The organism is Pseudomonas sp. B3G-3, from assembly GCF_028640915.1.
Lineage (GTDB): Bacteria > Pseudomonadota > Gammaproteobacteria > Pseudomonadales > Pseudomonadaceae > Aquipseudomonas > Aquipseudomonas chlororaphis_I.
The window spans coordinates 17908-34026 of record NZ_JAQZAB010000061.1; the positions used below are offsets into that span (position 1 = coordinate 17908).

The 16119-nt window shown below is 61.5% G+C and carries 13 protein-coding genes; 2 read left to right on the forward strand and 11 right to left on the reverse strand.

Annotated features, from left to right (window positions below; genetic code table 11):
- Positions 1-483 precede the first annotated feature (483 nt).
- Both PVZ80_RS02800 and PVZ80_RS02805 read left to right on the forward strand, forming a co-directional pair.
- Positions 484-2067: a peptide chain release factor 3 gene (locus PVZ80_RS02800; RefSeq protein WP_028681654.1), complete on the forward strand. Its 1584-nt coding sequence runs from the start codon at positions 484-486 to the stop codon at positions 2065-2067.
- A gap of 479 nt (positions 2068-2546) precedes the next feature.
- Positions 2547-2807: a hypothetical protein gene (locus PVZ80_RS02805; protein ID WP_016701688.1), complete on the forward strand. Its 261-nt coding sequence runs from the start codon at positions 2547-2549 to the stop codon at positions 2805-2807.
- A gap of 120 nt (positions 2808-2927) precedes the next feature.
- Here the strand turns inward: PVZ80_RS02805 and PVZ80_RS02810 are convergent, their stop codons facing one another.
- The 11 genes from PVZ80_RS02810 to PVZ80_RS02860 all read right to left on the reverse strand — a co-directional run bounded on the left by PVZ80_RS02810 (position 2928) and on the right by PVZ80_RS02860 (position 16011).
- On the reverse strand, positions 2928-3899 hold the full coding sequence (locus PVZ80_RS02810) for a peptide ABC transporter ATP-binding protein (protein ID WP_009046965.1): 972 nt from the start codon (positions 3897-3899) through the stop codon (positions 2928-2930).
- Positions 3899-4867 (reverse strand): ABC transporter ATP-binding protein, encoded by a 969-nt coding sequence (locus tag PVZ80_RS02815; protein ID WP_009046966.1) that lies wholly within the window; start codon positions 4865-4867, stop codon positions 3899-3901. The genes PVZ80_RS02810 and PVZ80_RS02815 overlap by 1 nt, the downstream gene beginning before the upstream one ends.
- Positions 4868-4877: 10 nt before the next feature.
- Positions 4878-5804 carry an ABC transporter permease subunit gene (locus tag PVZ80_RS02820; protein ID WP_007927027.1) on the reverse strand — a complete coding sequence of 309 codons (927 nt, stop codon included), beginning with the start codon at positions 5802-5804 and terminating at the stop codon, positions 4878-4880.
- An 11-nt stretch (positions 5805-5815) separates the two neighbouring features.
- Complete coding sequence (locus PVZ80_RS02825; RefSeq protein WP_009046967.1) at positions 5816-6826, reverse strand: ABC transporter permease subunit; 1011 nt, start codon at positions 6824-6826, stop codon at positions 5816-5818.
- Between the two features lie 73 nt (positions 6827-6899).
- A complete protein-coding gene (locus PVZ80_RS02830; protein WP_009046968.1) occupies positions 6900-8495 on the reverse strand; it encodes an ABC transporter substrate-binding protein in 1596 nt (531 codons plus the stop codon).
- Positions 8496-8576: 81 nt separating this feature from the next.
- On the reverse strand, positions 8577-9998 hold the full coding sequence (locus tag PVZ80_RS02835) for an OprD family porin (protein ID WP_009046969.1): 1422 nt from the start codon (positions 9996-9998) through the stop codon (positions 8577-8579).
- A 171-nt stretch (positions 9999-10169) separates the two neighbouring features.
- Positions 10170-11771 carry an ABC transporter substrate-binding protein gene (locus PVZ80_RS02840; protein WP_009046970.1) on the reverse strand — a complete coding sequence of 534 codons (1602 nt, stop codon included), beginning with the start codon at positions 11769-11771 and terminating at the stop codon, positions 10170-10172.
- A gap of 305 nt (positions 11772-12076) precedes the next feature.
- Positions 12077-13702 (reverse strand): ABC transporter substrate-binding protein, encoded by a 1626-nt coding sequence (locus PVZ80_RS02845; protein ID WP_009046971.1) that lies wholly within the window; start codon positions 13700-13702, stop codon positions 12077-12079.
- A gap of 113 nt (positions 13703-13815) precedes the next feature.
- The gene (locus tag PVZ80_RS02850) at positions 13816-14253 is read right to left on the reverse strand and encodes a hypothetical protein (RefSeq protein WP_273863401.1); all 438 of its coding nucleotides are present in this window, start codon (positions 14251-14253) and stop codon (positions 13816-13818) included.
- A 263-nt stretch (positions 14254-14516) separates the two neighbouring features.
- Complete coding sequence (locus PVZ80_RS02855) at positions 14517-15080, reverse strand: helix-turn-helix domain-containing protein (RefSeq protein WP_009046972.1); 564 nt, start codon at positions 15078-15080, stop codon at positions 14517-14519.
- A gap of 214 nt (positions 15081-15294) precedes the next feature.
- Positions 15295-16011, reverse strand: coding sequence for an SIMPL domain-containing protein (locus PVZ80_RS02860; protein WP_273863402.1), 717 nt, complete (start codon positions 16009-16011; stop codon positions 15295-15297).
- Positions 16012-16119: the final 108 nt, after the last annotated feature.

Consider the following 16119-nt stretch of genomic DNA (forward strand, 5'->3'; position numbering starts at 1 on the left):
AAAAGAATGGTCGCGAGAAGCAGCTCGTCGCTGCGCTGGAAACAGCGCCGGATCGAGCCATACGCATAGCCTCGTCAGGCTAACTTGCTGATTTTTCTACCCCTGACGAAAGCTCGTAACAGGGGAGTGGACGCCTCCACCTTTTAAAAGGTTCCATATTTGGCAACGTTTGGCCACCCTCAATCCCATTACTCCGATATCTCTGATGCCTGGCCGCCTGTAGCCGCTGCCGAGCGCAGCGAGGCTGCGATCGAGCGCGCAGCGCTCGCAAACACGGAGTACGGGATGGGACTGAAACACCGCGTTGCCTGGTTTTGCGACTGCTGCGTCGGAATGCCGCCCAAATCGATCGCAGCCTCGCGCTGCTCGGCAGCGGCTACAGGGCAAGGGGTGCAGAGGCTCCAGGCCGAACGGTGGTCCGTGGAGCTTGCTTTGCGCTATACTCGCCGCCCTTTTTTTGAATCACCTGCCAGGCGATTTCCCATGACCAAACAGGCCGCCGAAGTCGCGAAACGCCGCACTTTCGCCATTATTTCCCACCCGGATGCGGGTAAAACCACCATCACCGAGAAGCTCTTGCTGATGGGCAAGGCGATTGCCGTTGCCGGTACGGTGAAATCCCGCAAGTCCGACCGCCACGCCACCTCCGACTGGATGGAGATGGAGAAGCAGCGGGGTATTTCCATTACCACGTCGGTCATGCAGTTCCCTTATCGCGAACACATGATCAACCTGCTCGACACCCCGGGCCACGAAGACTTCTCGGAAGACACCTACCGCACCCTGACCGCGGTGGACTCGGCGCTGATGGTGCTCGACGGCGGTAAGGGCGTAGAGCCACGGACCATCGCCCTGATGGACGTCTGCCGTCTGCGCGACACGCCGATCGTCAGCTTCATCAACAAACTCGACCGTGACATCCGCGACCCGATCGAACTGCTCGACGAAATCGAAGCGGTCCTGAAGATCAAGGCGGCGCCCATCACCTGGCCGATCGGGTGCTACCGCGACTTCAAGGGCGTGTACCACCTGGCGGGCGACTACATCATTGTCTACACCGCCGGCCACGGCCACGAGCGCACTGAAACCAAGATCATCGAGAAGCTCGATTCCGATGAAGCCCGTGCCCACCTGGGTGACGAGTACGAGCGCTTCATCGAGCAGCTGGAACTGGTGCAGGGCGCCTGCCACGAGTTCGACCAGCAGGAGTTCATGGACGGCCAGCTGACCCCGGTGTTCTTCGGTACCGCCCTGGGCAACTTCGGGGTCGACCACGTGCTCGACGCCGTTGTTGACTGGGCGCCGCTGCCGCTGGCACGCGTGGCCAACGAGCGCACCGTCGAGCCACAGGAAGAGAAGTTTTCCGGCTTCGTGTTCAAGATCCAGGCGAACATGGACCCGAAACACCGCGACCGGATCGCCTTCATGCGCATCTGCTCGGGCAAGTACGAGAAAGGCATGAAGATGCGCCACGTGCGCACCGGCAAGGACGTGCGCATCGGCGATGCGCTGACCTTCTTCTCCTCCGAGCGTGAACAGCTCGAAGAAGCCTACGCTGGCGACATCATCGGCCTGCACAACCACGGCACCATCCAGATCGGCGATACCTTCACCGAAGGCGAGGCCCTGGGCTTCACCGGCATCCCACACTTCGCCCCGGAGTTGTTCCGCCGCGTGCGCCTGAAGGATCCGCTGAAATCCAAGCAACTGCGCCAGGGCCTGCAACAGCTGGCCGAAGAAGGCGCGACCCAGGTGTTCTTCCCCGAGCGCAGCAACGACATCATTCTCGGCGCCGTTGGTGTGCTGCAGTTCGATGTGGTCGCCAGCCGCCTGAAAGAGGAATACAAGGTCGAGTGCTCCTACGAGCCGATCACCGTGTGGTCCGCGCGCTGGATCGATTGCAGCGACAAGAAGAAGCTCGAGGAATTCGCCAACAAGGCCGTGGAAAACCTGGCGCTGGACGGCGGCGGTCACCTGACCTACCTGGCCCCGACCCGGGTCAACCTGGCGCTGATGGAAGAGCGCTGGCCCGACGTGAAATTCCGCGCGACCCGCGAGCATCACTAAGGTCTGAGCGACGCCTCACAAAAAAGCCCCGCGGCCCCAAACCGCGGGGCTTTTTTATGCCCGTGGATAGGTGATGCCCGCACACCCTGCGGGGCAGGGATCGAACCGCGCATGCTGCTGTAGGAGCGAAGCTTGCTCGCGATGGGCTGCGTAGCAGCCCCAAAACCTGCCACCACTATTCTGCCGGAATCCCATTACCCGAATGGACGCCATCGCGGGCAATCGAGCGTCGACCGGCAGTTCCTACAGATACGTGGTGTGCTTGTAGATCGCGAATCAAATCCCGCATACCCCCGTAGGAGCGAGGCATAACCGCAGGTTTTAAGGCCTAGTCGAAAGCCGTCTATCCAGTGGGCGAATAGATAGCTTGCTATCTGGCAAAGCACCGGCTTCGGGGCTAGGTTTCATACGAAGCCTCGCCTTGCAGGTCAGGGCCTGTGGCCATTATTGATTCACCTACGCAAAGGGACGGAATCAACATGAATGTTTTCCAACGGGTTGTGCTGTTGCTCAAGGTGCTGGTGCTGTTGTCGCTCGGCCTGTCTGCGGCCTGGGCCAGTGACCAGGCGGCGCGGGTGCCGGGTTTCTGGGGGCCTGGGCATCTGCAGAACGGGGTGCAGATGATCGCCAAGTCGGAATCCGAGCCGGGCGATCAGGGGCAGGGTGGCAGCGCGGACGATGACGATGCGACGACCGACGAGCCGGATACCGACAGCGAAGACGAGGCTAGCCAGGGCTGAGCTTGCGTCTGCGGAAAAAAGAAAACCCCCTCTGCCGGACTGATGCGCAATCCGACAGAAGGGGCTTGGTCAACACTGATCAGGCGCCGCGGGCAACCGCGGCGCCTTTTTCTTGCCGGGTCAGCCGAGGAACTGCTCGGCGTAGTGGCAGGCCACCTGGCGGGTGTCGAGCAGGCGCAGGGCCGGCTCTTCGCTGCTGCAACGCTCGGTGGCGTACGGGCAGCGCTTGTGGAACGCGCAGCCGGATGGCGGGTTCAACGGGTTGGGCAGCTCACCGACAATCTTGATCTTCGGCTTGTCCGGGTCCGGGTGAATGGTCGGCGTGGCCGACAGCAGCGCCTGGGTGTAGGGGTGCAGGGGACGGGTGTAGATGTCCTCTTTCGGGCCCATTTCCACCGGCCGGCCGAGGTACATCACCATCACGTGGTCGGCGACGTGACGCACCACCGCCAGGTTGTGGGAGATGAACACGTAGGCGGTGTTGAACTCCTGCTGCAGGTCCATGAACAGGTTCAGCACCTGGGCCTGGATCGACACGTCGAGGGCCGAGGTCGGTTCGTCCGCCACCAGCACTTTCGGTTGCAGCATCATCGCCCGCGCCAGGGCGATACGCTGGCGCTGGCCGCCGGAGAACATGTGCGGGTAGCGCTGATAATGCTCGGGGCGCAGACCCACCTGCTTCATCATTGCCTGGACCTTGTCACGGCGCTCGCTGGCCGACAGCTTGGTGTTGATCAGCAGCGGCTCAGCCAGTTGATCGCCGATCTTCTGCCGGGGGTTGAGCGAGGCGTAGGGGCTCTGGAACACCATCTGCACGTCTTTGCGCAGTTGCTTGCGCTGGGCCTTGTCGGCGCCGGCGACTTCCTGGCCGGCGATTTTCAAGGACCCGGAGGACGGCTCTTCGATCAGGGTCAGGGCGCGGGCCAGGGTGGATTTGCCGCAGCCGGATTCACCGACCACCGCGAGGGTCTTGCCGGCTTCCAGCTCGAACGACACGCCGTTGAGGGCGCGCACGGTCGCATGGCCCTTGAACAGGCCGCGGGACACTTCGTAGTGGCGGGTCAGGTTGCGGGCGGTAAGAACGACGGCCATTACGCCACCTCCTGATTCAGCGGGTAGAAGCAGCGCGCGAGGCTGGCGGCTTTCGGATCGAGGCTTGGACGCTGCTGACGGCAGTTTTCCTGCACGTACGGGCAACGCGGCGAGAGCAGGCAGCCTTGCGGACGGTCATAGCGACCGGGAACGATGCCCGGGAGGGTCGACAGGCGCGCGGCGCCCATGCTGTGCTCGGGAATCGCCGCCAGCAGCGCTTCGGTGTAGGGGTGGGCGGGGATGTCGAACAACTCCGGCACCTTGCCCACTTCCACCGCTTGCCCGGCGTACATCACGCACACGCGCTGGGCGGTTTCGGCAACCACGGCCAGGTCGTGGGTGATCAGCACCAGGCCCATGTTCTGCTCGCGTTGCAGGTTGAGCAGCAGGTCCATGATCTGTGCCTGGATGGTTACGTCCAGGGCGGTGGTCGGTTCGTCGGCGATCAGCAGTTTCGGCTCGCCGGCAATCGCCATGGCAATCGCCACGCGCTGGCTCATGCCGCCGGACAGTTGATGCGGGTAGGCGTCCATGCGGCTGGCGGCGCCCGGGATCTCGACTTTTTCCAGCAGTTCGATGGCGCGCTTGCGGGCCGCCTTGCCGGACATCTTCAGGTGCAGGCGCAGCACTTCCTCGATCTGGAAGCCCACGGTGTAGCTCGGGTTCAGCGCGGTCATCGGGTCCTGGAAGACCATGGCCAGGTCCTTGCCGACGATCTGCCGGCGTTGCCGGGCGCTGAGCTTGAGCATGTCCTTGCCGTCGAAGCTGAGGGCGTCGGCGGTGACGATGCCGGGATGCTCGATCAGCCCCATCAGCGCCATCATGGTCACGGACTTGCCGGAGCCGGATTCGCCGACGATGGCCAGGACTTCGCCCTTGTCCACGTTCAGGTCCAGGCCATCCACCACGGGAACGGCCTGGGCGTCGCCGAAGCGCACGTTGAGATTCTTGATTTCTAGCAGTGACATGGGAATCTCCTCAGGCGGCGTTCTTGAGTTTCGGGTCCAGCGCATCGCGCAGGCCGTCGCCCATCAGGTTGATTGCCAGCACGCTGAGCAAAATGGTCAGACCGGGCAGGCTCACCACCCACCAGGCGCGTTCGATGTAGTCGCGGGCCGAGGCCAGCATGGTGCCCCACTCGGGGGTGGGCGGCTGGACGCCAAGGCCGAGGAAGCCCAGGGCCGCGGCATCGAGGATCGCCGAGGAGAAGCTCAGGGTCGCCTGGACGATCAGCGGCGCCATGCAGTTGGGCAGCACGGTGATGAACATCAGGCGCGGCAGGCCGGCACCGGCCAGGCGCGCGGCGGTCACGTAGTCACGGTTGAGCTCGCCCATCACCGCGGCACGGGTCAGGCGCACGTAGGACGGCAGCGATACCACGGCGATGGCGATCACGGTGTTGATCAGGCCTGGGCCGAGGATGGCGACGATCGCCACGGCCAGCAGCAGGGACGGCAGGGCCAGCATGATGTCCATCAGGCGCATGATGGTCGGCCCGAGCAGGCGCGGGAAGAACCCGGCGAACAGGCCCAGGAGGATGCCCGGGATCAGCGACATGACCACTGACGACAGGCCGATCAGCAGCGACAGGCGCGAACCGGTGATCAGGCGCGACAGCAGGTCACGGCCCAGTTCGTCGGTGCCGAGGATGAATTGCCATTGGCCGCCTTCGAGCCAGACCGGCGGGGTCAGCAGGAAGTCGCGGTATTGCTCGCTCGGGTTATGCGGGGCGACCCAGGGCGCGAAGATCGCGCAGAAGATCACCAGCAGCATGAACAGCAGGCCGGCCACCGCGCCCTTGTTGCGCGAGAACGCCTGCCAGAATTCCTTGTACGGCGAGGGGTACAGCAGGCTTTGATCCACGGCCACGGCGGATACGGCTACTGAGGAGGTTGGAGTGCTCATGAGTATTGTCCTCAGCGCTGGTGGCGAATGCGTGGGTTGGCAAAGCCGTAGAGGATGTCCACCACGAAGTTGACCAGGATCACCAGGCAGGCGATCAACAGGATGCCGTTCTGCACCACGGGGTAGTCCCGGGCGCCGATGGCTTCGATCAGCCATTTGCCGATGCCGGGCCAGGAGAAGATGGTTTCGGTCAGGACCGCGCCGGCCAGCAGGGTGCCGACTTGCAGGCCGACCACGGTCAGCACCGGGATCAGCGCGTTGCGCAGGCCGTGGACGAACACCACGCGGGCGGGCGACAGGCCCTTGGCCTTGGCGGTGCGGATGTAGTCTTCGCGCAGCACTTCGAGCATCGAGGAGCGGGTCATCCGCGCGATCACCGCCAGCGGAATGGTGCCGAGCACGATGGCCGGCAGGATCAGGTGGTGCAGGGCGTCGAAGAAGGCGCTGGTGTCATCGGCCAGCAGGGTGTCGATGAGCATGAAGCCGGTTTTCGGCTCGATGTCGTAGAGCAGGTCGAGCCGTCCGGAAACCGGGGTCCAGCCCAGGCTCACGGAGAAGAACATGATCAGGATCAGGCCCCACCAGAAGATCGGCATCGAGTAGCCCGCGAGGGAGATGCCCATCACCCCGTGGTCGAACAGCGATCCTCGTTTCAGCGCGGCGATCACCCCGGCCAGCAGGCCGATCACGGCGGCGAACAGCATCGCGGCCGAGGCCAGTTCCAGGGTCGCCGGGAACAGGGAAGTGAATTCGGTCCACACACTCTCGCGAGTCCGCAGGGATTCACCCAGGTCGCCCTGGGCGAGTTTGCCGATGTAGTCCAGGTACTGGGCATACAGCGGTTTGTTCAGACCAAGGCGTTCCATTGCCTGGGCATGCATCTCAGGGTCTACCCGGCGCTCGCCCATCATGACTTCCACGGGATCGCCGGGAATCATGCGAATCAATGCGAACGTCAGCAAGGTGATGCCGAAGAATGTGGGAATCAACAACCCCACACGGCGGGCAATAAAACTAAACATCTTCTGGTGTACCTCATCAGCCGGTTAGGCGTGTCCGGCATCCCTGGGGTCAGGGATGCCGGGCGTTTCTTATCTACTTCACCTGGGTGGTAGCGAAGTTGTTGGTGGTCAGGGGGCTCTGGTGGTAGCCCTCGACGTTCTTGCGCATTGCGGTGAACATTTTCGGATAGGCCATGGGGATCCAGGGTTGTTCCTTGTCGAAAATGTCCTGGGCCTGTTCATAGAGTGCGGTCCGTTTGGCCGGCTCGGACTCGGCGCGGGCCTGATCGATCAGGCTCTGGAACGCTTTATTGCACCAGCGAGCGTAGTTTTCGCCGTTTTTGGCGGCCTCGCAACTGAGGTTGGGGGTCAGGAAGTTGTCCGGGTCCCCGTTATCCCCCGCCCAGCCGGCGGAAACCATGTCGTGCTCGCCGTTCTTGGCGCGCTTGAGCATCTCGCCCCATTCCATGACGCGGATATCGATCTTGAGGCCGATCTTCGCCAGGTCGGACTGCATCATCTGCGCGCCGAGCAGCGGGTTGGGGTTGGTCGGGCCACCGCCGTTGCGGGTGAACAGGGTGAAGACCGTGCCTTCCGGCACGCCGGCTTCCTTGATCAGGGCGCGGGCCTTGTCCAGGTCGCGGGCCGGGTTGCCCAGGCTGGCGTTGAAGCCCAGCAGGGTCGGCGGGTAGGGGCCGGTGCCGACCACCGCGTTGCCCTTGCCGTACAGGCTGTTGACGTAGGCTTCCTTGTCGAAGGCGATGTTGATGGCCTGACGGACACGCGGGTCGCTCATGTATTTCTTGGTGGTGTTCAGGGCGACGTAGCCCACGGTCATGGCGGCCAGGTCGTCGACCTTCAGGTTGGTGTCGGCCTTGATGCTCGGGATGTCGTCGGGTTTCGGATACAGGGCGACCTGGCACTCGTTGGCCTTGAGTTTCTGCAGGCGCACGTTGTTATCGGTGGTGATCGCCAGGATCAGCGCGTCGGCTGGTGGCTTGCCACGGAAGTAGTCCGGGTTGGCCTTGAACCGTACCTGGGCGTCCTTGGCGTAGCGCTGGAAGATGAACGGGCCGGTGCCGATCGGCTTGCTGTTGAGGTCGCCGGGCTTGCCGGCCTTGAGCAGCTGGTCGGCGTATTCGGCCGGGAAGATCGAGGCGAAGGCCATGGCCACGTCGGCCAGGAACGGTGCTTCGCGACGGGTCAGGGTGAAGACCACGGTGTGGTCGTCGGTTTTCTCGACGCTTTTGAGCAGCTCCTTGAAGCCCATGCTCTCGAAATAGGGGAAGCCCACGCTGGACTTGTCATGCCACGGGTGTTTCGGGTCCAGCTGGCGCTGGAAACTCCAGAGCACGTCGTCGGCGTTCATCTCGCGGGTCGGCGTGAAGTAATCGGTGCTGTGGAACTTGACGCCTTTGCGCAGGTGGAAGGTGTAGGTCAGGCCGTCCGGGCTGATCTCCCAGGACTCGGCCAGGGCCGGCTCGATGTCCGTGGTGCCGGGCTTGAAGTCCACCAGGCGGTTGAAGATGGTTTCCGCCACCGCGTCGGCAGTGACTGCAGTCGTGTACTGGACCATATCGAAGCCTTCCGGGCTGGCTTCGGTACAGACCACCAAGGGCTTGGCCGAGACGCCTGCGGCGACGCTCAGCAGTGCGGCAGCGATGGCCGCTCTCAGGGATAGCATTTTCATCTAGAACCCTCTGCAATCGGTTGAACCAGAGTAGCTGGAATGGCGAATTCATCATGAATTCGCCAACCAGCCGGTGTGTTTTTAGAGAATGTTGAACGGGATGGTGGTGACCAGGCGGAACTCGTTGATGTTGCCGTCGGCCTGGTGTTCGCTGGCCCGGTGCGTAGTGTAGGTCGCACGAATGGCGGTGGCCTTGAGCGGACCACTCTGGACTGCATAAGACGCGCCAATGCCGTATTCGTAGTGGGTTTCGCCATCCATCAGGCTCAGGTCGCCGCGCTTGGCGCCTGGGTCGGTGTAGGCGGTGCCACGGTAGTGGGTACCGTCGATGCCCCAGCCACGTGCCTGGTAGATGTTGAACTTCAGGCCTGGTACGCCGTATTCGGCCATGTTGAGGCCGTAGGCGATCTGGAAGGATTTCTCGTTCGGGCTGTTGAAGTCCGAAAGCAGGGAGTTGGCCAGGTAGATACCGTTGGTTTCGTGCAGGTAGTCGAAGTACTCGTTACCGTTCACTTCCTGGTAGGAGAAGGTCAGGCTGTGCGCCTGGTGAGCCAGGCCGAGCGACAGCGAGTAGGTGTCGTTGTCGATCTCGCCCATCAACTTTTTGCCTTCGTCGACGGTCTTGTAGTAGTTCAGGCCGGTGGTCAGGCTCAGTACCTGGCTGTCGCCCAGTTCGTGGGTGGCGCCGAAGTAGTACTGGTTCCAGAAGTCTTCGACCTTGGCGCCATACAGGCTGGTCTTCAGGCTCTTGAACGGCTGGTAGTTCACACCTGCGGTGTAGACCTTGTCGGTTTCCACGCCGGTGGCGGAGTACTCGGTACGGAATTTCGACAGGCTCTGTTCGCTGCGTGGCGAAACGCGGTCGAAGCCGGCCAGGTCGAACGACAGGTTGTTCAGCTCTTCGCTGTGCAGGCTGATACCTTCAAAGCTGGAAGGCAGCGCACGGTTGCCGATGACGTCGATGATCGGGGTGCTGAAGTTCTGGCGACCGGCGGTCAGCGTGGTATTCGATACCCGGAACTTGACGTTGGCCAGGCCCAGTTTGCTCCACTGATCTACCGCGTCGCCGTTGGAGTCCGCCAGGGTACGGTTGGAGCCACCGGCAATGTCCTTGCGATCACGGTCCAGCGCGATGGCGTTGTAGGCAGCCACTTCGGTGCTGACGCCAACGGTGCCCTGGGTGAAACCCGAGGTGTAGTTGAGGATGGTGCCCTGGACCCAGTTGATACGCCGGGCGGTCGGGGTCTTGGGTGCAGTGGGATCGTTTTTGACGCTGTTTTTCTTGTAGCTGAAGGTGTCGTCACGACGCTTCAGTTCATTGGCGTACCAGTTGCGGGTGGTGCCCCCAAGGCTCTGTCCGTCAATGAAACCCTTGGCTTCGCTTTGGGCGTTGGTACCGGCCAGGGTCGTCGGAACGAATTCCTGGCTCACGCTTTCCGCATGGGCCATGGCCGTGATGCTGCTGATGGCCAGGGCCAGTAACGCGGTGTTGCTCGGTTTCATGGGTGAAGCTCCTTTGCTTTCTTTATTTTTATGCCGGTCTTTTTGGTTGACCGGCTTTTGCTTTACAACTCATTCAAGGCATCGCAAACGTTTGCATGAGGCGTGAGCGCCGAATTCAGGCAACAAATTTGCGTGGGGGCGAATATCGCCCCCAGCGGCCTGGCTAATCATTTATTGGTCGATGCTGACGCCCGAGAACACGTTGCGGCCGAAAGGGCTGACCTTGAATCCTTCGACTTTGGCGCTCAACGGCTGGTTGACCGTCGAGTGGGCGACAGGGGTGATCGGCACCTGCTGCTTGAGCAACTGCTGGGCCTGTTGGTAGAGCACCGTGCGCTGTTCGCGATCGGTGACGATCTTGGCCTGCTTGATCAGCTTGTCGTACTGCGGGTCGCACCACATGGAGTAGTTGTTGCCGCCAATGGCGTCGCAGCTGTACAGGGTGCCGAGCCAGTTGTCCGGGTCACCGTTGTCGCCGGTCCAGCCGATCAGGCTGATGTCGTGCTCGCCATTCTTGGTGCGCTTGATGTACTCGCCCCATTCGTAGCTGACGATCTTCACTTTCAGGCCGATCTTGCCCCAGTCGGACTGGAGCATTTCGGCCATCAGCTTGGCGTTGGGGTTGTAGGGACGTTGCACGGGCATGGCCCAGAGGGTGATTTCCGTGCCTTCCTTGACCCCGGCGGCCTTGAGCAGCTCACGGGCCTTTTGCGGGTTGTAGGCGGCGTCCTTGATGCTGGTGTCGTAGGACCACTGGGTCGGCGGCATGGCGTTGACTGCCAGCTGGCCGGCGCCCTGGTACACGGCGTTGAGGATGCCTTGCTTGTTCACCGCCATGTCCAGCGCCTGGCGCACTTCGAGCTGGTCGAAGGGCTTGTGGCGGACGTTGTAGGCGATGTAGCCGAGGTTGAAGCCGGGCTTTTCGATCAGTTGCAGTTTCGGGTCTTTTTTCAGCGCTTCGACATCGGCTGGCCGCGGGTGCAGGGTGACCTGGCATTCGCCGGCCTTGAGCTTCTGCACGCGCACCGAGGCGTCGGTGTTGATGGCGAAAATCAGTTGGTCGAGCTTGACCCGGCTCGGGTCCCAGTACTGCTTGTTGGCGGTGTAGCGGATGTTCGAGTCTTTCTGGTAGCTCTTGAACACGAACGGCCCGGTGCCGACCGGCTTCTGGTTGATCTCGCTGGGCTTGCCGGACGTGAGCAACTGGTTGGCGTATTCGGCCGAGAGGATCGCGGCGAAGCTCATGGCGATGTTCTGGATGAACGCGGCGTCCACCGAGTTCAGGGTCATCACCACGGTCAGCGGCCCGGTCTTCTCGACCTTGGCGATGTTCTTGTTCAGGCTCATCCCGTTGAAGTAGGGAAACTCGGTCGGGTAGGCCTTACGGAAAGGGTGCTCGGCGTCGAGCATACGGGTGAAGGTGAAGACCACGTCGTCGGCGTTGAAATCACGCGTCGGCTTGAAGTACGGCGTGGTGTGGAACTTCACCCCTTCGCGCAGGTGGAAGGTGTACTGCAGGCCGTCCGCGGAAATATCCCAGCGGGTGGCCAGGCCAGGCACCACATTGGTCGCGCCTTTTTCGAACTCCGCCAGGCGGTTGTACAGCGGCTCCGCCGCGTCGTTGTCGGTGGCGGTGGTGTATTGCGCGGTGTCGAAACCGGCCGGGCTGCCTTCGGAGCAGAACACCAGGCTGTTGCTGGCCGCCAGGCTGGCGGAGGTTGCGGTCAACAGACCGGTGCCCAACAGGGCGGATAAAACCAGAGAATGACGCATGACGCTCCCTCTCCCTTTTTATTGTTTTGATCGATGAGCAGTCGCCCCATCCGGAGGCGGTCATGTCATTGATCCCAAGTCTCGCTTGCAGCAAATGCCGGGCAATGGATGCACCACTCCATGCTTTGACGGTAGGGGTCGCCGCATGGGTAGTAAATGCCAAAGAGCCTGAAAGACATGTAGGGAACTTCCGAAATGCCCGTACTCACCACGATGGGGCGCAGCAAGAGGAAGAGCGTTCGAGTTCCGGCAGTCCTGGCAGGTAAGGCAACGGCGACATCAGGTGACGTCGCCGTTGCAGACCCTTATTTGCTGATGCTGACGCCGTAGAACGAGTTCAGACCAAAGGGGCTGATCTTGAAGTCCTGCACGTTGGCGCGCATGGGTTGGAACACCGTCGAGTGGGCGATAGGTGTCATCGGGACTTGGTCTTTGAGGAGGTGTTGCGCCTGCTTGTACAGCTCGGTGCGTTTGGCCACGTCCGGGGTGGCCTTGGCTTGCTTGATCAGTGCGTCGTACGGCTTGTCGCACCATTTGGAGAAGTTGTTGCCGTTCATGGCGTCGCAGCCGAACAGGGTGCCGAGCCAGTTGTCCGGGTCACCATTGTCGCCGCTCCAGCCGATGATCATCGCCTGGTTCTCGCCGCCCTTGGAACGCTTGATGTACTCGCCCCATTCGTAGCTGACGATGTTGACCTTCAGGCCGATCTTCGCCCAGTCGGACTGCAGCATTTCAGCCATCAGCTTGGCGTTCGGGTTGTACGGACGCTGCACCGGCATGGCCCACAGGGTGATCTGGGTGCCTTCCTTGATGCCGGCTTCCTTGAGCAGCGCCTTGGCTTTCTCAGGGTCGTACTTGGCATCCTTGATGGTGTCGTCATAGGACCACTGGGTCGGTGGCATGGCGTTGACCGCCAGCTGGCCCGCGCCCTGGTAGACCGAGTCGATGATCTGCTGCTTGTTCACCGCCATGTCCAGCGCCTGACGGACCTTGAGGTCGGCCAGTGGGTTGGCGTCAGTGCGGCCCTTGAGCACAGGCATCACGTTGTAGGCGATGTAGCCGAGGTTGAAGCCGGCCTGCTGCGGCAGCTTGAGGGTCTTGTCCTCGCCCAGGGCCTTGAGGTCGGCCGGACGTGGGAACAGGGTGACCTGGCATTCGTTCTTTTTCAGCTTCTGGATGCGTACCGACGGGTCGGTGGTGATGGCGAAGATCAGGTTGTCGATCTTCACGTCCTCAGGCTTCCAGTACTCCTTGTTGCCGGTGTAACGGATGTTGGAGTCTTTCTGGTAGCTCTTGAACACGAACGGGCCAGTGCCGATCGGCTTCTGGTTGATGTCGCCCGGCTTGCCTTCCTTGAGCAGCTGGTCGGCGTACTCGGCGGACTGGATGGAGGCGAAGCTCATCGCCAGGTTCTGGATGAACGCGGCGTCTACGGTTTTCAGGGTGAACTTGACGGTCTTGTCGTCGACTTTCTCGACCTTGGTGATGTTGGTGTCCATCCCCATGTCGGTGAAGTAAGGGAATTCGGTCGGGTACGCCTTGCGGAACGGCATGTCCTTGTCGAGCATGCGGTTGAACGTGAAGAGCACGTCGTCGGCGTTGAAATCACGGGTCGGCTTGAAGTACGGCGTGGTGTGGAATTTCACCCCATCGCGCAGATGGAAGGTGTAGGTCAGGCCATCGTCGGAAATGTCCCAACTGGTCGCCAGGCCAGGAACGACGGCGGTGCCGCCACGCTCGAACTGGCTGAGACGGTTGAAGATGGTTTCTGCTGAGGCGTCGAAGTCGGTTCCGGTGGTGTACTGGCCTGGGTCGAAACCGGCCGGGCTCCCTTCGGAGCAGAACACCAGGTTAGTCGCTGCCTGGGCGAAGGGTGCGCTGGCGAGCAAGCCGGCGCTGACTAAAAGCGGAATGACTGCTTGTTTGAACATGGTGGCCTCATGATTTGTTGTCATTTTTGGTGTAGAGGGCGACCTTATGAGTCGACCCGCCGATACTTATGCAGGCCCCATACCCAATGCAAGATGCGGGGCTGTCACAAGTATCAAGGAGTGGAACGAACGTACAGGAATGACGCATTTGTATAAATATTGATGAATTTGACCGTATGCGCTGGCTTTTTCTGGTGCATGGGTTGCCTTCTTGCGGGGCATCCAGGGCGAACCGTGCCTCCGATTGGTGCGTCGCTGGAGCGGGTGTCGACTGGCTTCTGGTTGAGCCGCCTGGCCTGGCCTGTCTGGCGCAAATGTTTGGCGCATTGGGTTGACCGGATGAAGTAGAGCGGCTTGCTGAGGGAGGCCGTGGAGAACGGATGCCCGGGATCTTGCAGGCGATGGCGGGTGAACAGCACATCGTCGGCGGTGTTGACGTTGTGGCTCGCAGTGAAGTTGTCACTGTGGAGGTTGCGGGTGGCGTGTGACGGTGGGACGCCGAGGATCAGCCCCGCTGTCTGCCAAACCTGGAGCGGAAAGGTCTTACGCATGCAAACCTCAATTTTTTCTTTTTCTGGGGCGCATCTGAGGATTGGCCTTGTGGGCCGGGACAACTCGCCTTCTATGGGGAATGGATGCACCCCCATGGACCCTGTGTGGCGACGGCGATCGCTTGTTATGTGGTTGATTGACGATTCGCCGATGCCGAAATTAAGTCATGCTGAAATCGTGGTCAACGAAAATTAAGCGTGACTAACATTTCTCTTGCGCACAGGGTGTCTGTGAGGTTGCGCAGGCGACCATGGGCCGGGTTTCAGGCCGCTGAATGGTCGTCGAACAGGCCCATGGTCGTGACGGTCAATACTTCTGCCGGGTCGTTGCCGGCGTTAGCCAGGTAGTGCGGTTTGGTCGAGTCGAAGTGCACCGAGTCGCCGACGCCGAGGGGATACTGCTGCCCCTCGATGGTGTAGACAATCTGCCCCGCAAGAACGTAGGAGAACTCGGCGCCATCATGGGAAATCAGTTCCGACTGGTAGCCCACCGGTATGTTCATCTTCACCGCGTTGATCAGGTTGCCGGGAAAGGAACTGGACAGCCGCTCGTAGGACAGGGGCTGGCCTTCGATGGTGTAGCGCACCCGCTTGCCGTCGTGGGAGTCGGGTTGGGCCTGGGTCGGCTGGTCGAAGAGGGCGTTCAGCGGAACGTTCAGAGACTTGGCAATGTTGACCAGGGAGGAGATCGAGACTCCGGTGAGATTGCGTTCCGCCTGGGAGAGAAAACTGGCGGTCAGACCGGATTCGCTGGCGATCTGGCGCAGGGTTTTCTTGGCGGCGCGGCGATAGCGACGCAGGCGTTCGCCGATGCGATCTGCGGTCATTTGGAGAGACTCTTATAGGAAAGGCGCAGTATACCCGGTGGACATCAATGACGTCTGATGGGCGACCGAGGTCGGTAACTTTAGCATCACCGACCTGGCCGAGTTCAGCCCCCCAAGGCGAGGCCCTCAGGCTCGGGTTGAAATAGAGGGTAGAAAAAAGGCGGTAACCTGATTTTGCTGGAGGTTACCGCCGTTTCGGAAGGCAGGGAAAACGTTACGGCATCAGCACTTCGATCGAGCCATCGGCGGTCATGCTGACCTGGCTGGTACCGGCTTCGACTTCCGGAGTGACCGGCGCCGCATCCATGCCCGCGGCTTTCATCATCATCTGGCCACGCAGGTACGGCTGTGGATAACCGTTGCTGTTGAGGTTCAGGTTGACGATCTTGTAGCCCTTGCCGCCCAGCGCTTCGGTGGTCAGTTGCGCGCGTGCCTTGAAGGCGTCGACCGCTTCCTTGAGCAGCTTGTCTTCGCTGGCCTTGCGGGTCGGGTCGGCGATGGCGAAGTCCATGCCACCCATTTTCAGATCAGTCAGCAGTTCGCCGGTGAGCTTGGACAGCGCGGCGAAGTCCGAGCTTTCCAGGCGCAGCTCGGCGCGTTCACGCCAGCCGGTGATCTTCTGGCCCTTGGTGTCGTAGATCGGGTAGCTGTTGCGGCTGCCCTGGCGCAAGGTGATGTCCTTGACCTGGCGTGCCTGGCCCAGGGCCTTGTTCATGGTGGTGGTGATTTCCGCGGCGAGCTTGGCCGGGTCGGCGTTCTGCGATTCGCTGTAGAGGGTGACGATCATCAGGTCGCGGGCCACTTCCTGACTGACTTCGGCGCGCAGGGAGATCTGGTTGTAATGAAGCTCATTGGCGGCCACGGCCGGCAGGCTGGCGAGGGTGCCGGCGCTGAGGGCGAGAAGGGCGGCGCTGCGACTGAATGTATGCATGAAAACTCCTTGAGTGCGGTCCGCAGGTATTGGGTCCCAGCCTGCGTGAAACCATCAGACTCTAGCTTTTATTGTCTGGTTCGGCCCGTTAACAACTTCTATACATCT

Bases quoted from the DNA above. Each gene is read 5' to 3' on its own strand.
- PVZ80_RS02825 (WP_009046967.1), bottom strand. From the start codon at position 6,826: ATGTTTAGTTTTATTGCCCGCCGTGTGGGGTTGTTGATTCCCACATTC.
- PVZ80_RS02835 (WP_009046969.1), bottom strand. From the start codon at position 9,998: ATGAAACCGAGCAACACCGCGTTACTGGCCCTGGCCATCAGCAGCATC.
- PVZ80_RS02855 (WP_009046972.1), bottom strand. From the start codon at position 15,080: ATGACCGCAGATCGCATCGGCGAACGCCTGCGTCGCTATCGCCGCGCC.
- PVZ80_RS02845 (WP_009046971.1), bottom strand. From the start codon at position 13,702: ATGTTCAAACAAGCAGTCATTCCGCTTTTAGTCAGCGCCGGCTTGCTC.
- PVZ80_RS02810 (WP_009046965.1), bottom strand. From the start codon at position 3,899: ATGGCCGTCGTTCTTACCGCCCGCAACCTGACCCGCCACTACGAAGTG.
- PVZ80_RS02860 (WP_273863402.1), bottom strand. From the start codon at position 16,011: ATGCATACATTCAGTCGCAGCGCCGCCCTTCTCGCCCTCAGCGCCGGC.
- PVZ80_RS02840 (WP_009046970.1), bottom strand. From the start codon at position 11,771: ATGCGTCATTCTCTGGTTTTATCCGCCCTGTTGGGCACCGGTCTGTTG.
- PVZ80_RS02805 (WP_016701688.1), top strand. From the start codon at position 2,547: ATGAATGTTTTCCAACGGGTTGTGCTGTTGCTCAAGGTGCTGGTGCTG.
- PVZ80_RS02820 (WP_007927027.1), bottom strand. From the start codon at position 5,804: ATGAGCACTCCAACCTCCTCAGTAGCCGTATCCGCCGTGGCCGTGGAT.
- PVZ80_RS02830 (WP_009046968.1), bottom strand. From the start codon at position 8,495: ATGAAAATGCTATCCCTGAGAGCGGCCATCGCTGCCGCACTGCTGAGC.
- PVZ80_RS02815 (WP_009046966.1), bottom strand. From the start codon at position 4,867: ATGTCACTGCTAGAAATCAAGAATCTCAACGTGCGCTTCGGCGACGCC.
- PVZ80_RS02800 (WP_028681654.1), top strand. From the start codon at position 484: ATGACCAAACAGGCCGCCGAAGTCGCGAAACGCCGCACTTTCGCCATT.
- PVZ80_RS02850 (WP_273863401.1), bottom strand. From the start codon at position 14,253: ATGCGTAAGACCTTTCCGCTCCAGGTTTGGCAGACAGCGGGGCTGATC.